The sequence below is a fragment of the Simplicispira piscis genome (genome assembly GCF_054783455.1).
On record NZ_BAAGQN010000032.1, the window covers coordinates 1 to 14,968 of the forward strand.

The 14,968-nt window shown below is 62.7% G+C and carries 12 protein-coding genes; 3 read left to right on the forward strand and 9 right to left on the reverse strand.

All coding sequences use genetic code 11. From position 1 onward, the window contains the following. Positions 1 to 304: 304 nt before the first annotated feature. From gshB to ACYVOC_RS18140, 7 genes are all read right to left on the reverse strand, one after another. A complete protein-coding gene (gshB, locus tag ACYVOC_RS18110; RefSeq protein ID WP_461162700.1) occupies positions 305 to 1,255 on the reverse strand; it encodes a glutathione synthase in 951 nt (316 codons plus the stop codon). Positions 1,256 to 1,304: 49 nt separating this feature from the next. Next, positions 1,305 to 2,492, reverse strand: a complete 1,188-nt coding sequence (locus tag ACYVOC_RS18115) for a benzoate/H(+) symporter BenE family transporter (protein ID WP_116006175.1) — start codon at positions 2,490 to 2,492, stop codon at positions 1,305 to 1,307. 156 nt (positions 2,493 to 2,648) lie between these two features. After that, positions 2,649 to 4,517 (reverse strand): potassium transporter Kup, encoded by a 1,869-nt coding sequence (locus ACYVOC_RS18120; protein WP_116005180.1) that lies wholly within the window; start codon positions 4,515 to 4,517, stop codon positions 2,649 to 2,651. 153 nt (positions 4,518 to 4,670) lie between these two features. After that, on the reverse strand, positions 4,671 to 5,966 hold the full coding sequence (gshA, locus tag ACYVOC_RS18125; RefSeq protein ID WP_116005181.1) for a glutamate--cysteine ligase: 1,296 nt from the start codon (positions 5,964 to 5,966) through the stop codon (positions 4,671 to 4,673). 94 nt (positions 5,967 to 6,060) lie between these two features. Further along, on the reverse strand, positions 6,061 to 7,527 hold the full coding sequence (locus ACYVOC_RS18130; protein ID WP_116005182.1) for a TrkH family potassium uptake protein: 1,467 nt from the start codon (positions 7,525 to 7,527) through the stop codon (positions 6,061 to 6,063). Between the two features lie 25 nt (positions 7,528 to 7,552). After that, positions 7,553 to 9,010 carry a Trk system potassium transporter TrkA gene (trkA, locus tag ACYVOC_RS18135; protein ID WP_116005183.1) on the reverse strand — a complete coding sequence of 486 codons (1,458 nt, stop codon included), beginning with the start codon at positions 9,008 to 9,010 and terminating at the stop codon, positions 7,553 to 7,555. 34 nt (positions 9,011 to 9,044) lie between these two features. Continuing rightward, positions 9,045 to 10,325, reverse strand: a complete 1,281-nt coding sequence (locus tag ACYVOC_RS18140; RefSeq protein ID WP_116005184.1) for a glutamate-5-semialdehyde dehydrogenase — start codon at positions 10,323 to 10,325, stop codon at positions 9,045 to 9,047. Positions 10,326 to 10,541: 216 nt separating this feature from the next. On the opposite strand from ACYVOC_RS18140, the gene ACYVOC_RS18145 reads away from it, so the two are divergent. Continuing rightward, the gene (locus tag ACYVOC_RS18145) at positions 10,542 to 10,751 is read left to right on the forward strand and encodes a dodecin family protein (RefSeq protein ID WP_116005185.1); all 210 of its coding nucleotides are present in this window, start codon (positions 10,542 to 10,544) and stop codon (positions 10,749 to 10,751) included. A gap of 64 nt (positions 10,752 to 10,815) precedes the next feature. On the opposite strand, the gene holA is transcribed toward ACYVOC_RS18145, so the two are convergent. Next, the gene (gene holA / locus ACYVOC_RS18150) at positions 10,816 to 11,865 is read right to left on the reverse strand and encodes a DNA polymerase III subunit delta (protein ID WP_116005186.1); all 1,050 of its coding nucleotides are present in this window, start codon (positions 11,863 to 11,865) and stop codon (positions 10,816 to 10,818) included. A gap of 192 nt (positions 11,866 to 12,057) precedes the next feature. On the opposite strand from holA, the gene ACYVOC_RS18155 reads away from it, so the two are divergent. Further along, a complete protein-coding gene (locus ACYVOC_RS18155; RefSeq protein WP_461162701.1) occupies positions 12,058 to 13,137 on the forward strand; it encodes an ornithine cyclodeaminase in 1,080 nt (359 codons plus the stop codon). After that, on the forward strand, positions 13,134 to 14,090 hold the full coding sequence (gene rocF, locus ACYVOC_RS18160) for an arginase (protein ID WP_116005188.1): 957 nt from the start codon (positions 13,134 to 13,136) through the stop codon (positions 14,088 to 14,090). The genes ACYVOC_RS18155 and rocF overlap by 4 nt, the downstream gene beginning before the upstream one ends. On the opposite strand, the gene ACYVOC_RS18165 is transcribed toward rocF, so the two are convergent. Beyond that, on the reverse strand, positions 14,087 to 14,584 hold the full coding sequence (locus tag ACYVOC_RS18165) for an LPS-assembly lipoprotein LptE (protein ID WP_116005189.1): 498 nt from the start codon (positions 14,582 to 14,584) through the stop codon (positions 14,087 to 14,089). The genes rocF and ACYVOC_RS18165 overlap by 4 nt on opposite strands. Positions 14,585 to 14,968 lie beyond the last annotated feature (384 nt).

Here is a 14,968-nt window from a genome sequence, read left to right on the forward strand (position 1 = left end):
AATTATAACAGGTTTTTTTATTTCCTGTCAACACAAGGGGTCTTTTAACCCCCTGCATCTTTTCACTTCCCATCAGCACCGCAAGCAGCACTTCCGTTCAGCGAAGCCTTGCATTGTATACCGGGTTTTTACTCCCCACCACGCAAAACCGAAGATTTTTTATCCGCCCCTCTCAACAATCTCAGCCCAGGCTCTTCAACCCCCAGACCACATCGGCTCAATCGCTCTTCCTAGGAAGAACTTCTGTGCAGCGAAGCCCTCGACTGTAGCACAGGATTTCGGCTCCGCGGCTCAAGTTTCGCTTTTATTCCTTGTTCGTCGCTTCTTCCAGGGCATCGATGAACAAGGAGGCTACGTCGCAGCCTGTTTGCTGCTGTATCTCCTGAAAGCAGGTCGGGCTGGTGACATTGATTTCCGTGACATAGTCACCAATTACATCCACGCCGGCCAGGAGCAATCCACGATCCTGCAAGATGGGGCCCAATGCGTGGGCAATTTCAAAGTCGCGCTCTGATAGCGGCCGTGCCACACCCTTTCCGCCGGTGGCCAGGTTGCCACGCACTTCGCTGCCCTGGGGAATACGCGCAAGGCAAAACGGCACGGGGCGACCACCAATGATGAGTACCCGTTTGTCGCCCTCGACGATTTCGGGGAGGAACTTCTGCACCATCAGGCTTTGTGCTCCACCCCGGTTCAGGGTTTCCGTGATGCTGCCCAGGTTCATGCCATCCGGCCCTACGCGAAAGATGCCCATGCCCCCCATGCCATCGAGTGGTTTGAGGATGATGTCGCGGTGTTCTGCATGGAAGCGCTGGATGTCGCGCGCATCGCGCGTCACCAGCGTAGGGCCAATGAATTGCGGGAACTCCATGATGGCCAGCTTTTCTGGGTGGTCGCGCAGGGCGCGCGGCTTGTTGAACACCCGTGCGCCATCGCGCTCAGCCTGCTCGAGCAGGTGCGTGGCATAGAAATACTCGCTATCGAAGGGCGGGTCCTTGCGCATGAGCACAGCGTCAAAATCTGCCAGGGCCACCGCTCGTTCCGTGCGCACACGAAACCAGTCTTCGGCGTGTCCGGTCAGCGCAATGTCGCGCACCTGGGCCATTACGGGCCGACCACGCTCCCACATGACATCTTGCGGCTGGCAGGCCGCAAGCGTGTGCCCTCGGCGCTCGGCCTCGCGCATCATTGCGAAGGTGGTGTCCTTGTAGGTTTTAAAGACTTCGAGTGGGTCGGCAATGAAAAGCAGTTGCATGGTGTGGCTTTGGAAATGACGATTTGAGCGTTGGGCCCCAGCCCCTGCGTTACCAGGATGCCGTGCCGCGTCGTGCGTACTGTTGCACAAACAGCGCAACGCTGCCGGCCACCACGCCCCAGAAGGCCGATCCAATGCCTCCGATCACTACACCACTGAGGGTGACCAGAAACGTAATCAGGGCTGCTTCGCGGTGCCCCTCGTCGCGCAAGGCGACAGCCAGGCCGTTGCCGATGGTGCCCAGCAGCGCGAGCCCGGCGATGCCAATCACCAGTTCCTTGGGAAACGCCGTCAGCAAGCCCGTGACCACGGCACCAAAAATACCAATCAGAACATACAGCGCTCCGCAGGAGACTGCGGCGGTGTAGCGCCGGTTTGGGTCTTCATCGGCTTCGGGGCCCATGCAGATGGCGGCCGTGATGGCGCTGAAATTGAGAGCGAATGCACCGAAGGGTGCCAGCACCAGCGTCGCCAAGCCTGTCAGGGTGATCAAACCCGAGACCGGCATGTCGTAACCTGTGGCGCGCATAACCGCCACCCCGGGCAGATTCTGGGACGCCATGGTGACCACAAACAGGGGCAAGGCCAGGCTGACCAGCGCGCCCCAGGTGAACTGCGGCGTAGTGAATTGGGGCATGGCCAGTTCGAACGCAACTGCCGACCAGGCCATCTGGCCTTGCAAAGCCGCGTAGGCAATAGCAACGGCCAAAGTGACGACCACGGCATAACGAGGTAACAGTCGGCGCGTGACCAAATAGCTGGCCAGCATCACCAAAATCAGCGGCAGGGCTGTTTGCGCGGCAGCAAAAGCCTGCAGACCAAACCGCGCCAATACCCCCGCCAACAGGGCGGATGCGATTTCCATGGGGATGCGGCCCATGATGCGCTCGAACCAGCCCGTGACGCCCGCCACCGTAATGAGCGCCGCGCAAACCATGAAAGCACCGATCGCCTCGGCCATGCTGAAGCCCCCAGCCATGCCCGCAGTGGCCAGAACGGCGGCGCCCGGCGTGGACCAAGCCACCATGACGGGCTTGCGCAGCCACAGCGAGGGCACCAGTGAACACAAGCCCATGCCCAAACCCAGGGCCCACATCCAGGAAGTGACCTGCGCCGGTGTGGCATGGAAGGCCTGCGCTGCCTGGAAAACGATGGCGACCGAACTGGTGAACCCCACCAGCACGGCTACGAATCCGGCAGTGAAGGCCGACAGACTCAGATCTTTGAAAAATCGCATGGGCAGCATCCGGTTACTCGTGCCAGCGGCAAAGCTGCACAACGCAGCACTCTCTTGCACAAAATTGCTATTTAAATAATAGCTGATAGCGCTTACGGGTAAAGCGAAAGAGGCTAAAAACACTTCAAAAGAGGTGAAAGCCCCCCGCAGCGTGCCTCACAGCTCGATCTTGGAGCCTAGCTCGACCACTGCGTTGTTGGGCAGGTTCAGAAAGTCGGCCGCCGCGCTGGCGTTGCGGTGCATCTGGGCAAACAGCTTTTCGCGCCACGGCGCCATGCCGCCGCCAATCGACGGGATGACCGTATCGCGCGAAAGGAAATAGCTGGTGGTCATGGGCTCGACTTCGCAGCCGCGCCCACGCAGCAGTTGCAGGGCGCGCGGCACATCGGGGTCGTTCTTGAAACCGTAATGGATCACCACTTGCCAGCAGTCGTGCCCCAACGATTCGACCTGCAGGCGCTTATCCAGCCCGATCCAGGGAACCTCATGGTTTTGCACCGTCACAAACAGGTTCTGGCGGTGCAGTACCTTGTTGTGCTTGAGGTTGTGCAACAGGGCATTGGGCACCGCACCATGCTCGGAGCTCAGGAACACAGCAGTTCCATCGACCCGCGTTGGCGGGCTGATGAAAACCGAATCGAGAAAACTGACCAGATCGATCGCGTCGGAGCGCAATTTGTCGTTCAACAGATAACGGCCCCGTTTCCAGGTCATCATCAATGTGAAGACCGCGCCGCCAATCAGCAGCGGGAACCACCCGCCCTGGAACAATTTGAGCAGGTTGGAGCTGAAAAACGCGAGATCGACGATAAAAAAGCAACCCGTGGCGGCCACACACAGCGCCAGCGGATAGTTCCAGCGATAGCGCAGCACGAAGAAGGTCAGCACGGTGGTGATCAGCATGTCCAGCGTGACGGCAATGCCATAGGCGGCTGCCAGATTACTGGACGAGCGGAACATCACCACGGCCAGCACGATGGCGACAAACAAGCCCCAGTTGACAAACGGTATGTAGATTTGCCCGGTATCGCGCACGCTGGTGTGCTGCACGTTCAGACGTGGCAGATAACCCAGCTGGATCACTTGTTTGGTCACACTGAAGGCACCGGTAATCAGGGCCTGCGAGGCAATCACCGTCGCCATGGTGGCCAATACCACCAGTGGCACCAGCGCCCAGTCCGGGGCCATCATGTAGAACGGGTTCTTCACCGCTTCGGGGTTGGCCAGCAGCAGCGCACCCTGGCCAAAGTAATTGAGCGTGAGAGAAGGCATCACCACGGCGAACCAGGCCATGCGGATGGGTTTTTTTCCGAAATGGCCTAGGTCGGCATACAAGGCCTCGGCGCCCGTCACACACAGCACCACGGCCCCAAGGATGATGAAACTCGTTCCCGGGTTGTAGAAAATGAAACCTATTGCATGGTGAGGGCTCAGGGCCCACAGGATTTCGGGGTGGCCAATGATGTGCGAGACCCCCAGAGCCGAAATGCACAGCATCCACACCAGCGTGATCGGCCCGAAAAAACGGCCAATACCGCCCGTACCCCGCTTTTGCACCACAAAAAGGCAGAACAGCACCAGCAGTGTCAGAGGCAGAACGAACTGGGTGAAATGCGGGGAAACCACCTCCAGCCCTTCCACCGCCGACAAAACCGAGATGGCCGGGGTGATGACGCCATCACCATAGAACAGCGAAGTGCCAAAAATACCCATGGCCAGCAGGGCACTGCGCAGGCGGGGCTTGTCCTTCACCGCCTGCGACGCCAGCGCCAGCATGGCCACCAGCCCGCCCTCGCCATTGTTGTCGGCCCGCAGCACCAGTACCACGTACTTGATGGACACGATGACGGTCAACGTCCAGAACAGGATCGACAGAATGCCGTAGATGTTGGCCTGCGTGAAAGGCACGTGGCCTGAGGCAAAGACCTCTTTGAGTGCATACAGCACACTGGTGCCGATATCGCCATAGACGACACCGATGGCAGCCAGAGTGAGCGCTGCCGCAGAAGATTTTGTGTGCTGCACTGATTTCCCCTGCCTGCCGGGCGGACAGGGTTCCATGAACCTGAGAGGGCTTATTCTGCGCTCCCAGGCCCCGCCCCTCCGGTGTGTGCGGAGCCATTCACCCCGCAAAATTACAATTTGTTGCGTCGCAACAACTGAACGCGACCGCCCCGCTCAGTCGTAAATTTCGGCGTCCGGGTTGGTTGCTTCCAGCTCGTAGCTTGCGGCCAGCATGGCCAGGCGCGCCACCACACCATACATATAGAAGCGGTTGGGCGCACTGGCCCCGGGGCGTACACCGCGCTGCGGCAGGTGATTGCTGTGGTCAAACGCCAGCGGCACAAAATCGGCGCCTGGCGCGTTGAGGTTCTCGTCCACGCCCCGGTCAGCGTGCACACGGTAGAAGCCCCCCACCACGTAACGGTCCATCATGTAAACCACGGGCTCGGCCACGGCGTCGTGCATGCGCTCCTGGGTCAGCACGCCTTCCTGAACGATGACGTCATGCACGGGCTGCCCGTCCTTGATCACCGCCACCATGTTCTTGGCTTTGGGGTTGAGCGCTTGCAGCTCCTTGGCATCGTGCACCGTCATCACGCCCATGCCATGGGTGCCGTTATCAGCCTTGACCACCACAAACGGTTTTTCGTGGATGCCGTATTCCTTGTACTTGCGCCGGATCTTGCCGAGCAGCGCGTCCACCTGGGCCTGCAACCCTTCCATCCCGGTATCGGCTGCGAAATCGACCTCTCCACATTTGGCAAACATCGGGTTGATGAGCCACGGATCGATACCCAGCAGTTTGCCAAAGCGTTTGGACACCTCTTCATAGCTGCGAAAGTGGTTGCTTTTGCGCCGCACAGACCAGCCCGCATGCAACGGTGGCAGCAGGTATTGCTCGTGCAAGTCTTCCAAAATGCCCGGTGCACCGGCCGACAGGTCGTTATTGAGCAGGATGGTGCAGGGGTCGAAGTTCTTGAGCTCCAGGCGCCCGCGGGTGCGCACCACGGGTTCGAGCGTAATGGACTCGCCACTGGGCAACTCGATCACGGTGTTCTTCTTGACCTCGGGGCTGATGGAGCCCACGCGCACATTCAAACCGGCCATATTGAAGATGCGCTGCAACTGCACCAGGTTTTCCAAATAGACGCTGTTGCGCGTGTGGTTCTCGGGAATGATCAGCAAGTTGCGTGCCTCGGGGCAGATCTTCTCGATAGCCGCCATGGCCGCCTGCACTGCCAAAGGCAGCATCTCGGGCGTCAGGTGGTTCCAGCCCCCGGGAAACAGGTTGGTATCGACCGGCGCCAGCTTGAACCCGGCGTTACGGATGTCCACCGAGGTGTAGAACGGCGGCGTATGCTCCATCCACTCCAGCCGGAACCAGCGCTCTGTGGCGGGCATGGAGTCGATGATGCGCTGTTCAAGCTCGTTGATGGGCCCGGTGAGGGCCGTGATGAGGTTCGGGACCATGGCTGCCTTGAATGACGCGGTTGGAGTCGATTGTAGGGACTTGCACAGCGCCTCCCAGACTTTTCAGAGTGCCACAGATGCCCATTTCTCAGCCTCAGCGCCGCCAAAACGCCGGCGTCAGCAGCGCCATAAAGCTCAAGATCTCCAGGCGCCCCAGCAGCATGCCCAGCGTACACACCCAGGTCTGGAAGTCGGTCAGCACCGTGTAGTTAGAGGTTGGCCCGACGATGCCCAGGCCCGGGCCGGTGCAGTTGACGCTGGCGATCACAGCGCTGAAGGCCGTCAGCGGGTCGAGGTCGGTCAACATGAGCACCATGCTCAAAACGATGATGGTGCCACCATAGACCAGCATGAAGGCCATGACCGAAAAAATCATGCGGGGCTCTACCACCGCGCCGCCTAGGCGCACGGGCTGCACTGCGTTCGGGTGCACCAGGCGCGTGAGTTCGCGACGCGCCTGCTTGACCAGAATGAGCATGCGCACCATCTTGATGCCTCCGCCGGTCGAGCCGGCGCTGGTGGCCACGCCCGAGAGCATGAGCATGAACACCGGCGCAAACACCGGCCAGGTCAGATAGTCCACCGTAGCGTAACCCGTGGTGGTAGCCACCGAAACCACATGAAAAACGCCATGCCGCAGCGCCTCCAGCGGACCGTACACCCCCTTGGCCCACAACAGGGCGGCCACGAACAGGCCGCCGCCCAGCAGCGCGGTAAACGTGGCACGCATCTCCGGGTCCCGCCAAAAACCGTACCAGTGCCCCTTGCGCATGGCGACGAAATACAGCGCAAAATTGCAGCTCGCCAGCAGCATGAACACCAGCGCGATGCATTCCAGCAGCGGCGACTGGAAGTGCGCAAAACTCGCATCGTGCGATGACAGCCCGCCCAGGCTCACCGTCGTGAACATGTGCATGGCGGCGTCGAGCGGCTCCATGCCGCCCAGCCAGTAGGCCAGCGCGCAGCCGAGCGAAAAGAAAAAATAAACCCCCCACAGCCCCTTGGCCGTTCCGGTCATGCGCGGCGTGAGCTTGGTGTCCTTGATGGGGCCAGCGGCTTCGGCCTTGAACAGCTGGGCGCCCCCCACGCCCAGCAAAGGCAACACCGCCACAGCCAAAATCAAAATGCCCATGCCGCCGATCCACTGCAGGAAGGTGCGCCACACATTGACCGATACCGGCAAGCTGTCCAGGCCCGACAAAACAGTCGACCCGGTGGTCGTCAGGCCTGACACCGCCTCGAAATAGGCATGGGTGAAAGACAAGGGGCGTCCGACCGCGTCGCACGCCAGCATGAGCGGTATGGAGGCAAAAAGCGGCAGCAGCGCCCATACCAGCGACACCAGCATCACGCCATGGCGCGGCTGCAGCTCGCGTTTGTAGCGGCGCAGAAAAACCACCAGAGCCAGGCCCGCCAGCAACGTCACGCCCATGGACAGCGGGTAAACCTGCCACACGCCATCCTGCCAGTACCAGGACACCGCCAGCGGCACGCCCATGGCCATGGCAAACAGCATGATCAGCATGCCCAGCACGCGCAGAACGGGAAAAACGTCGGTCATGGCACAAGCGCTGCGGACTGCAGCGTTAGAAGAACGTGGCGCTCACGCGGAAGAGTTTTTCCACATCCGGCACAAGGCGCTTGTGGGGCAGGAAGAAAACCACGTGGTCGTTGCTTTCGATCACCGTATGGCTGTGCGGAATGATGACCTCGGGCGGTACGCTCGGCGCACCGGGCAACACCTCGGCACCGGCTTCGGGCAAGCCGCGCACGATCAGCCCGATGTGCACGTCCTCGGGCAAGCGCAAGTCGCTCACCTTGCGCCCGATGACACGCGAGCTCTTGCGGTCGCCACGCGCCACGATCTCCAGCGCCTCGGCCACGCCGCGGCGCAGGCTGTGCACGGCCTGCACATCGCCCCGGCGCACATGCGCCAGCAGCTCGCCCAGCATGGCCTGCGCAGGGGACAGGGCAATGTCGATCTGCGTGCCATGCATCAGGTCGGCATAGCTGCGCCGGTTGATCAGCGCCAGCACGCGCTTGGCACCCATGCGCTTGGCCAGCAGGCTGGACATGATGTTGTCCTCGTCGTCATCGGTGAGCGAGAGAAACAGGTCCACCTCTTCGATGCTCTCGCTCTCGAGCAGCTTCTCGTCCGTGGCATCACCCTGCAACACCAGCACATGCGAGGGCAGCGCAGAGGCCAGGTCGATACAGCGCTGCGGGTTGTCCTCAATCAGCTTGACGTGAAAGCGCCCCGGTTCGGCACCGAGCTTTTTCGCCAAGCGCAAACCTACATCGCCGCCACCGGCCACCATGATGCGGCGCACCGTGCGCGCCTGCTGGCCATTGCGGCGGTGCAGCGACGCCAACACAAAAGGCAGGTTCTCACGTGCGGCGAGCACAAACACTTCGTCGCCGGGCTCGATGCGCGTGCTGCCGCTGCACGGCACAAAACGGTCGGGCTCCTCTGGAAAGCGGCGGTAAATGGCCACCAGGCGCATGGCCACATCGGGCGTCGCTTCGCGCACCTCGCCAATGGTTTTGCCCACCATGGGTGCGCCCGCGACCGCGCGCGTGGCCACCAGGCAGGCCCGCCCGCCGGCAAACTCACGCACCTGCATGGACTCGGGGTATTCGATGAGCTTGCTGATGTAGCGCGTGAGCGAAGCCTCGGGACAGATGATGCTGACGGCAAAGCCCTCGGGACCTGCCAGCGGTCCGGCGGCATCAAACCCCGACGAGCGCACGCGCGCAATGCGCGTGGGGATGTTGAACAACAGTTGCCCCACCTTGCAGCACACCAGATTGGTCTCGTCCTGCGCTGCGCAGGCAATCAGGATGTCGGTGTCCTTGGCGCCAGCCTCGGCCAGCACCGCAGGGTCAATGCCGTTGCCCACCACGCCGCGCAGATCCAGGTGGGCTTCAAGCTCGCGCAGGCGGTCGGCATCGGTGTCGATGACGGTGATGTCGTTGCGCTCGGACACCAGGCTTTCGGCCACGCTTTGGCCCACGCGGCCCGCCCCCAGAATGATGATTTTCATGGTGCGTCAGGCGCAATGTAAGCGTGGCGCACGCTCAGGCACGCACTTCGCCTTCGCCCAGCACAACGTATTTGAGCGAGGTCAGGCCTTCGATCCCCACAGGCCCGCGCGCATGGAATTTGTCGGTGCTGATGCCGATCTCGGCGCCCAGCCCGTATTCAAAACCATCGGCAAAGCGCGTGCTGGCGTTGACGATCACGCTGCTGGAATCCACCTCGCGCAAAAACTGCTGGGCATGCCTGTGGTCAGAGGTGAGGATGGCCTCGGTGTGGTGGCTGCTGTACTGGTTGATGTGGTCAATGGCTTCCTGAACGCCCGCCACCACGCGGATGGAGATGATGGGCGCGAGGTATTCCTCAGACCAGTCCTGCTCGGTGGCATCGACCAGTTTCGCTCCCGAAACAGGAGCTAACAGCGCCCTGCTTTCGGCGCAAACCCGCATTTCCACCCCTTTTTCCGCGAAGATGCTGCCGATGCGGGGCAGGAATGCCGCGGCCACGCCGCGCGCCACCAGCAGGCTTTCGCTGGCGTTGCAGGGGCTGTATTTCTGGGTCTTGGCGTTGTCGGCTACGCGCACGGCCATGTCGAGGTCACAGGGGTCGTCCACATAGGTGTGGCAGTTGCCGTCCAGGTGTTTGATGACGGGCACTTTGGCGTCCGCGCTGATGCGCTCGATCAAACCCTTGCCACCGCGCGGAATGATCACATCCACATACTGCGGCAGGGTGATGAGTTGGCCCACCACTGCGCGGTCGGTGGTCTGCACCAGTTGCACGGCATCCTGCGGCAAACCCGCCTCGGCCAGCGCCTGCTGCACCAACCGGGCCAGCGCCTTGTTGGAGTCGATCGCCTCGGAGCCGCCACGCAGGATGCAGGCATTGCCACTCTTGATCGACAAGCTGGCCGCCTCGATGGTGACGTTGGGACGGCTCTCGAAAATCATGCCGAACACACCAATCGGCACGCGCATCTGGCCCACGCGGATGCCGCTGGGCTGCTGTTTCATGCCAATGATCTCGCCAATGATGTCGGGCATGGCGGCCAACTGCTCGCAGCCCTGGGCGCAGGTCTCCAGCACCTGGGGTGTGAGCTTGAGGCGGTCCACCAGGGGCTCGGCCAGGCCGGCGGCACGGGCGCGCTCCAGGTCACGCGCGTTGTCCTGCTGCAGCGCCGGGGTTTGTTCGCGCAGCAAGCGCGCCAGCGCACGCAGCGCTTTGTTTTTGATAGCTGCTGGCGCTTTAGCCATAAGGGCTGAAGCCACTTTTGCCTGCAAACCGAGGGTCTGGGTGTATTCGGAGACGTTGAGGGCGTTCATGCCTGGATTCTGCCGCAGTTGGCGCCCGCGCAACGCCTGGCCCATGCCTTCCCTACAAGCCGGGCGAGAACCGGTGCCTTATTCACCCTGGGCGCACGCCCAGCGCCTCCTCCTACGCCGTGGTGCGTTCACCGCTGACAGACGAATCGCGGCACAGAACTAGCATGGAAAGCTCACTGGCAAGCTGTTTTGCCATCCCTTTACAGGAGATTTCCCATGAGCGTAGCCAAGGTCATTGAAGTCAGCGCCACCAGCGCCAAGAGTTTTGAAGATGCCATCAACCAGGGCATCGCCCGCGCCTGCGACAGCGTGAAAAACGTGCGCGGCGCCTGGATCAAGGAGCAGAAAGTGTCCGTAGAAGACGGCCGCATCACCTCGTATCGCGTGAACATGCAAGTGACGTTTGTCGTGGGCGACGGCAAATAAGTTCGCCCTGTGCCCGCGCAGCTTGTATGGGTCGCGGGCGACTCACACCAGCGCGTGTTACCCACTAACCGCGACAGGTTTTACCCAGCTGCATTGCCAGCCGCTGCAACGCCTGCCAGGGCTGCGTCGGCCAGTCGGGCTGCTTGAGGCCCTTGACGATGCCGTCCACCAGGTGGGCCGATTGCAGCAGGCGCGCCAACGCGGCGTCGCCCACGCGCGGCAGGATGCGTTCGTACAGGCGCTCCTTGGTGCCCCAGATGCGGTTTTCCCGCAGGGCCATGGGCAAGGGGCGGCCTGCGTTCATGGCATCTTTCACGCGCTTCAAGGCGCGAATATCCTCGGCCAGCGCCCAGTGCACCAGCACCGGCGCTTCGCCCTCGGCTTCCAGGCCATCGAGCATGCGCTGCACGCGCAGCACCTGGCCCGCCAGCACCGCCTCGGAGAGCTTGAAAACGTCGTAGCGCGCTACGTTGAGCACGGCCGCCTCCACCTGCGCCTGCGAGAGCTCGCCCGGCGGATGCAGCAGGCCCAGCTTGCTGATCTCCTGGTGCGCCGCCAGCAGGTTACCTTCCACCCGGTCGGCAAAAAACTGCAGCGTGCGCTGGCCCTCTTCTCCCGCCGCCACGCGCTGGCCCTGCACGCCCAGGCGCTGGGCAATCCACTGCGGCAGCGCACCGCGCTCGATGGGGTCGATCTGCACCGCCACCCCCGCAGCGTCGAGCGCGCCAAACCAGGCGCCCGTCTTGGTCGCCTTGTCGAGCCTGGGCAGTTGCACCACGGTGAGCGTGCTGTCGTTGCCCCGCGCGCCTTCAGCGATCTGCTGCAGCGCCACACTGCCATCCTTGCCGGGCTTGCCCGAGGGGATGCGGATTTCGATGATCTGCCGGTCGGCGAACAGGCTCAGACTGCCGCCCGCCGCCAGCACCGCGCTCCAGTCGAAATGCGCGCCCGCCACGGTGAAGCTGCTGCGTTCGGTGTAGCCCTGGGCGCGTGCGGCGGAGCGAATGGCATCCGCTGCCTCTTGCTGCAACAGGGCTTCGTCGCCATGCAGCACATACAGCGGCGCAAGGCCGCGTTGCAGCTGTGCGGTAAGTTGGGCCAGGGCGACTTGCATGGGCGGCAGTGTATCGCCCCGCTCTGCCTGCCTTGGGGTAGGCCGCCCCGGTGCGGTACCTGATATGCAGCATATCGCCACTATTGGCTGTCACATTGCTCTATTAATTACAGGAATTGCACAGCTTTCTCACTTTTCTTTGGCCGCGCCCTTGCGGAGAATTCTCTGCATACACAAGATAAGGAGACCATCATGGTGAATTTCATGGGCGTAAACAGCGTACGCGAACTGGTGCAGCACGTCGGGTTGGCACATTTTTTGGAGCAACTGGTGGAGGCCATGGACAGCGACTACCGGCGCTGGGAGCAGTTCGACAAATCGGCGCGGCACGCCATTCACTCCCCCGTCGGAGTGATCGAACTCATGCCCACCAGCGACGGGCACCTGTACTGCTTCAAGTACGTCAACGGCCACCCCAAGAACACGGCCGAGGGCTTGCTCACCGTCACGGCCTTTGGTGTGCTGGCCGATGTGGACACCGGCTACCCGCTGCTGGTATCCGAGCTCACGCTGACCACCGCACTGCGCACCGCCGCCATGTCGGTGCTGGCTGCACGCCACCTGGCCCGGCAGGACAGCCGCACCATGGCGCTGATCGGCAATGGCGCGCAAAGCGAATTCCAGGCGCTGGCTTTCTACCACCTGCAGGGCATCCGCCAGCTGCGCCTGTTCGACACAGACCCCGGCGCTAGCGCAAAACTCGAACGCAACCTGACACACCTGGACCTGCCAGGCCTGCAGATCGTGCGCTGCGCGTCGGTGGACGAGGCCGTACGCGGCAGCGACATCGTGACCACGGTCACCGCCGACAAGCGCAACGCCACCATCCTGCTGCCCGAGATGATCGAGGCGGGCATGCACCTCAATGCCGTGGGTGGCGACTGCCCTGGCAAGACCGAACTGCACGAAGGCATCCTGCGCCGCAGCGACGCCCTTGTGGTGGTGGAGTACGAACCCCAGTCGCGCATCGAGGGCGAAATCCAGCAAATGCCCGCCGACTTTGCCGTGACCGAATTCACCCGCGTGCTGCGCGGCACAGCACCAGGTCGGCGCACGGGGCAGGAGGTGACGGTTTTTGATTCAGTCGGTTTTGCACTGGAGGATTTCTCGGCCCTGCGCACACTGCACGCGCTGCTGCAACAATACCCGCACCTGGCGACCCCCATTGATTTGGTGCCAGAGATGCAAGACCCCAAGGACCTGTTCGGCGTGCTGCACGGCGCGGCCCGCCAGGCCCCCACCCCCGCCCATCCGGAGGCCCTGCCCGCATGAACCCCGACACATCCCGCACCCGCTCCCCCATCAGCCTGATTGGCGCGCCCACCGACATTGGCGCGGGCGCACGCGGTGCCTCCATGGGGCCTGAGGCCTTGCGCGTGGCGGGACTGCAGGCGGCGCTGGAAAGCCGTGGTCTGCAGGTGCTGGACCGCGGCAACCTCAACGGCCCGGCCAACCCCTGGTTACCGCCGGTCAATGGCTACCGCCATTTGAACGAAGTGGTGCTGTGGAACCAGGCTGTTTTCGATGCGGTGCGCGGCGCACTGCAGCAGGGCCACCTGCCCGTTTTGCTGGGCGGCGACCACTGCCTGGGGCTGGGCAGCATCAGCGCCGTGGCGCGCCATTGCGTGGACACCGGCCGCAAGCTGCGCGTGCTGTGGCTGGACGCCCATGCCGACTTCAACACCAGTGCGCTCACTCCCAGCGGCAACGTGCATGGCATGCCCGTAGCCTGCCTGTGCGGGTTTGGCCCGGCTGCACTGACCGAACTGGCGCGCATGCCCGGCGGCGGGCCTGCACTGCGTCCCGACCAGATCCGCCAAATCGGCATCCGCAGCGTGGACGCGGGCGAGAAGCGCTTTGTGCACGAACAGGGGCTGGAGGTGTTTGACATGCGCTTCATCGACGAAGTGGGCATGCGCCAGACCATGCTGCAAGCGCTCGATGGCCTGGATGCCGACACCCACTTGCACGTGAGTTTTGACGTGGATTTTCTCGACCCGGACATCGCTCCCGGCGTGGGCACCACGGTGCCCGGCGGCCCGACCTACCGCGAGGCGCAGCTGTGCATGGAGATGATTGCCGACAGCGGCTGCCTGGCCTCGCTCGACATCGTCGAACTCAACCCCGCGCTGGATGTGCGCAACAAGACCGCTTTACTCGCGGTGGACTTGGTGGAATCCCTGTTTGGCAAGAGCACGCTGATGCGCGTGTCTGCAAAAAACTAAGGTTTGACGGCCGCGAGGCGGCGCAGCAGTTGCTGCACCAGGTCGGTCTGCATGTTGCGGTACAACAGTGCCTCTTCGGCTTCCTTGGCCAGTGCGATGGTTTCGCTGTAGCTGATATCGCGCTGCTGCAGCAGCTCGGTGTCGGGAATGAGGGCTGTGCCATCCAGCGTACGCAGGCGAAAACGGATGCGCAGACGCAACTGCAGTTCGCGCACCTGGCCGGAGGCATTGAGCCCTACCACGGCGCGCTCGTGCTGCTCAGACAACAGATCCAGCACGGCCTCGGCCGTGGGCAGCGCAGCGGGGTCGCGCAGCACCTTGAGCGGCCCGCCTGCGCCTTCCAGCGTGCGCTGCAGCTCCAACGCCAGGGACGAAGCTGGCGGTGCGGCGATGAAAAGGGAGCCGAACGCAAACTCGGGCACCCCTCGCAGGCGAAAGCCACAACCCGCCAGAACGGCGGCGGGCACGAGGGTCAGAAGGGCGCGTCTTTGCATATCAATGATCCTAGAAACGGCAGTTGGATGTGCCCGCCGGTGCCGTGATCTGGGTGTCAGGCAAGGCGAGACGACGCGGCAGGCTCCTACCCACAAGGAGGAGCAACGCCGCATAGCGCTCTGAGCGCAGTGCTGACGGGTGCATAGCGCTCCCACCCATCAGGTGAACACCATCGAAGCCATCAACGATAGCTTTCATGCGGCTTAGCAAGAGATACAAAGCGGTCAACTGCTGTCTCTAGGATGGCCCATTGCACTACGCGCCACCCACGACGCATGAAACAGGCGCGGCCCAGGCCAGCGGCCCCCGTGCAAGGGCCGCCCCGCCGCACTGGGGGCGTCCCCCTGCGAGAGCGGGGGGAAGGAGCGCAGCGACACAGGGGG

Bases quoted from the DNA above. Each gene is read 5' to 3' on its own strand.
- ACYVOC_RS18115 (WP_116006175.1), bottom strand. From the start codon at position 2,492: ATGCGATTTTTCAAAGATCTGAGTCTGTCGGCCTTCACTGCCGGATTC.
- ACYVOC_RS18130 (WP_116005182.1), bottom strand. From the start codon at position 7,527: ATGACCGACGTTTTTCCCGTTCTGCGCGTGCTGGGCATGCTGATCATG.
- ACYVOC_RS18155 (WP_461162701.1), top strand. From the start codon at position 12,058: ATGGTGAATTTCATGGGCGTAAACAGCGTACGCGAACTGGTGCAGCAC.
- ACYVOC_RS18145 (WP_116005185.1), top strand. From the start codon at position 10,542: ATGAGCGTAGCCAAGGTCATTGAAGTCAGCGCCACCAGCGCCAAGAGT.
- gshA (WP_116005181.1), bottom strand. From the start codon at position 5,966: ATGGTCCCGAACCTCATCACGGCCCTCACCGGGCCCATCAACGAGCTT.
- ACYVOC_RS18140 (WP_116005184.1), bottom strand. From the start codon at position 10,325: ATGAACGCCCTCAACGTCTCCGAATACACCCAGACCCTCGGTTTGCAG.
- gshB (WP_461162700.1), bottom strand. From the start codon at position 1,255: ATGCAACTGCTTTTCATTGCCGACCCACTCGAAGTCTTTAAAACCTAC.
- ACYVOC_RS18165 (WP_116005189.1), bottom strand. From the start codon at position 14,584: ATGCAAAGACGCGCCCTTCTGACCCTCGTGCCCGCCGCCGTTCTGGCG.
- trkA (WP_116005183.1), bottom strand. From the start codon at position 9,010: ATGAAAATCATCATTCTGGGGGCGGGCCGCGTGGGCCAAAGCGTGGCC.
- holA (WP_116005186.1), bottom strand. From the start codon at position 11,865: ATGCAAGTCGCCCTGGCCCAACTTACCGCACAGCTGCAACGCGGCCTT.
- rocF (WP_116005188.1), top strand. From the start codon at position 13,134: ATGAACCCCGACACATCCCGCACCCGCTCCCCCATCAGCCTGATTGGC.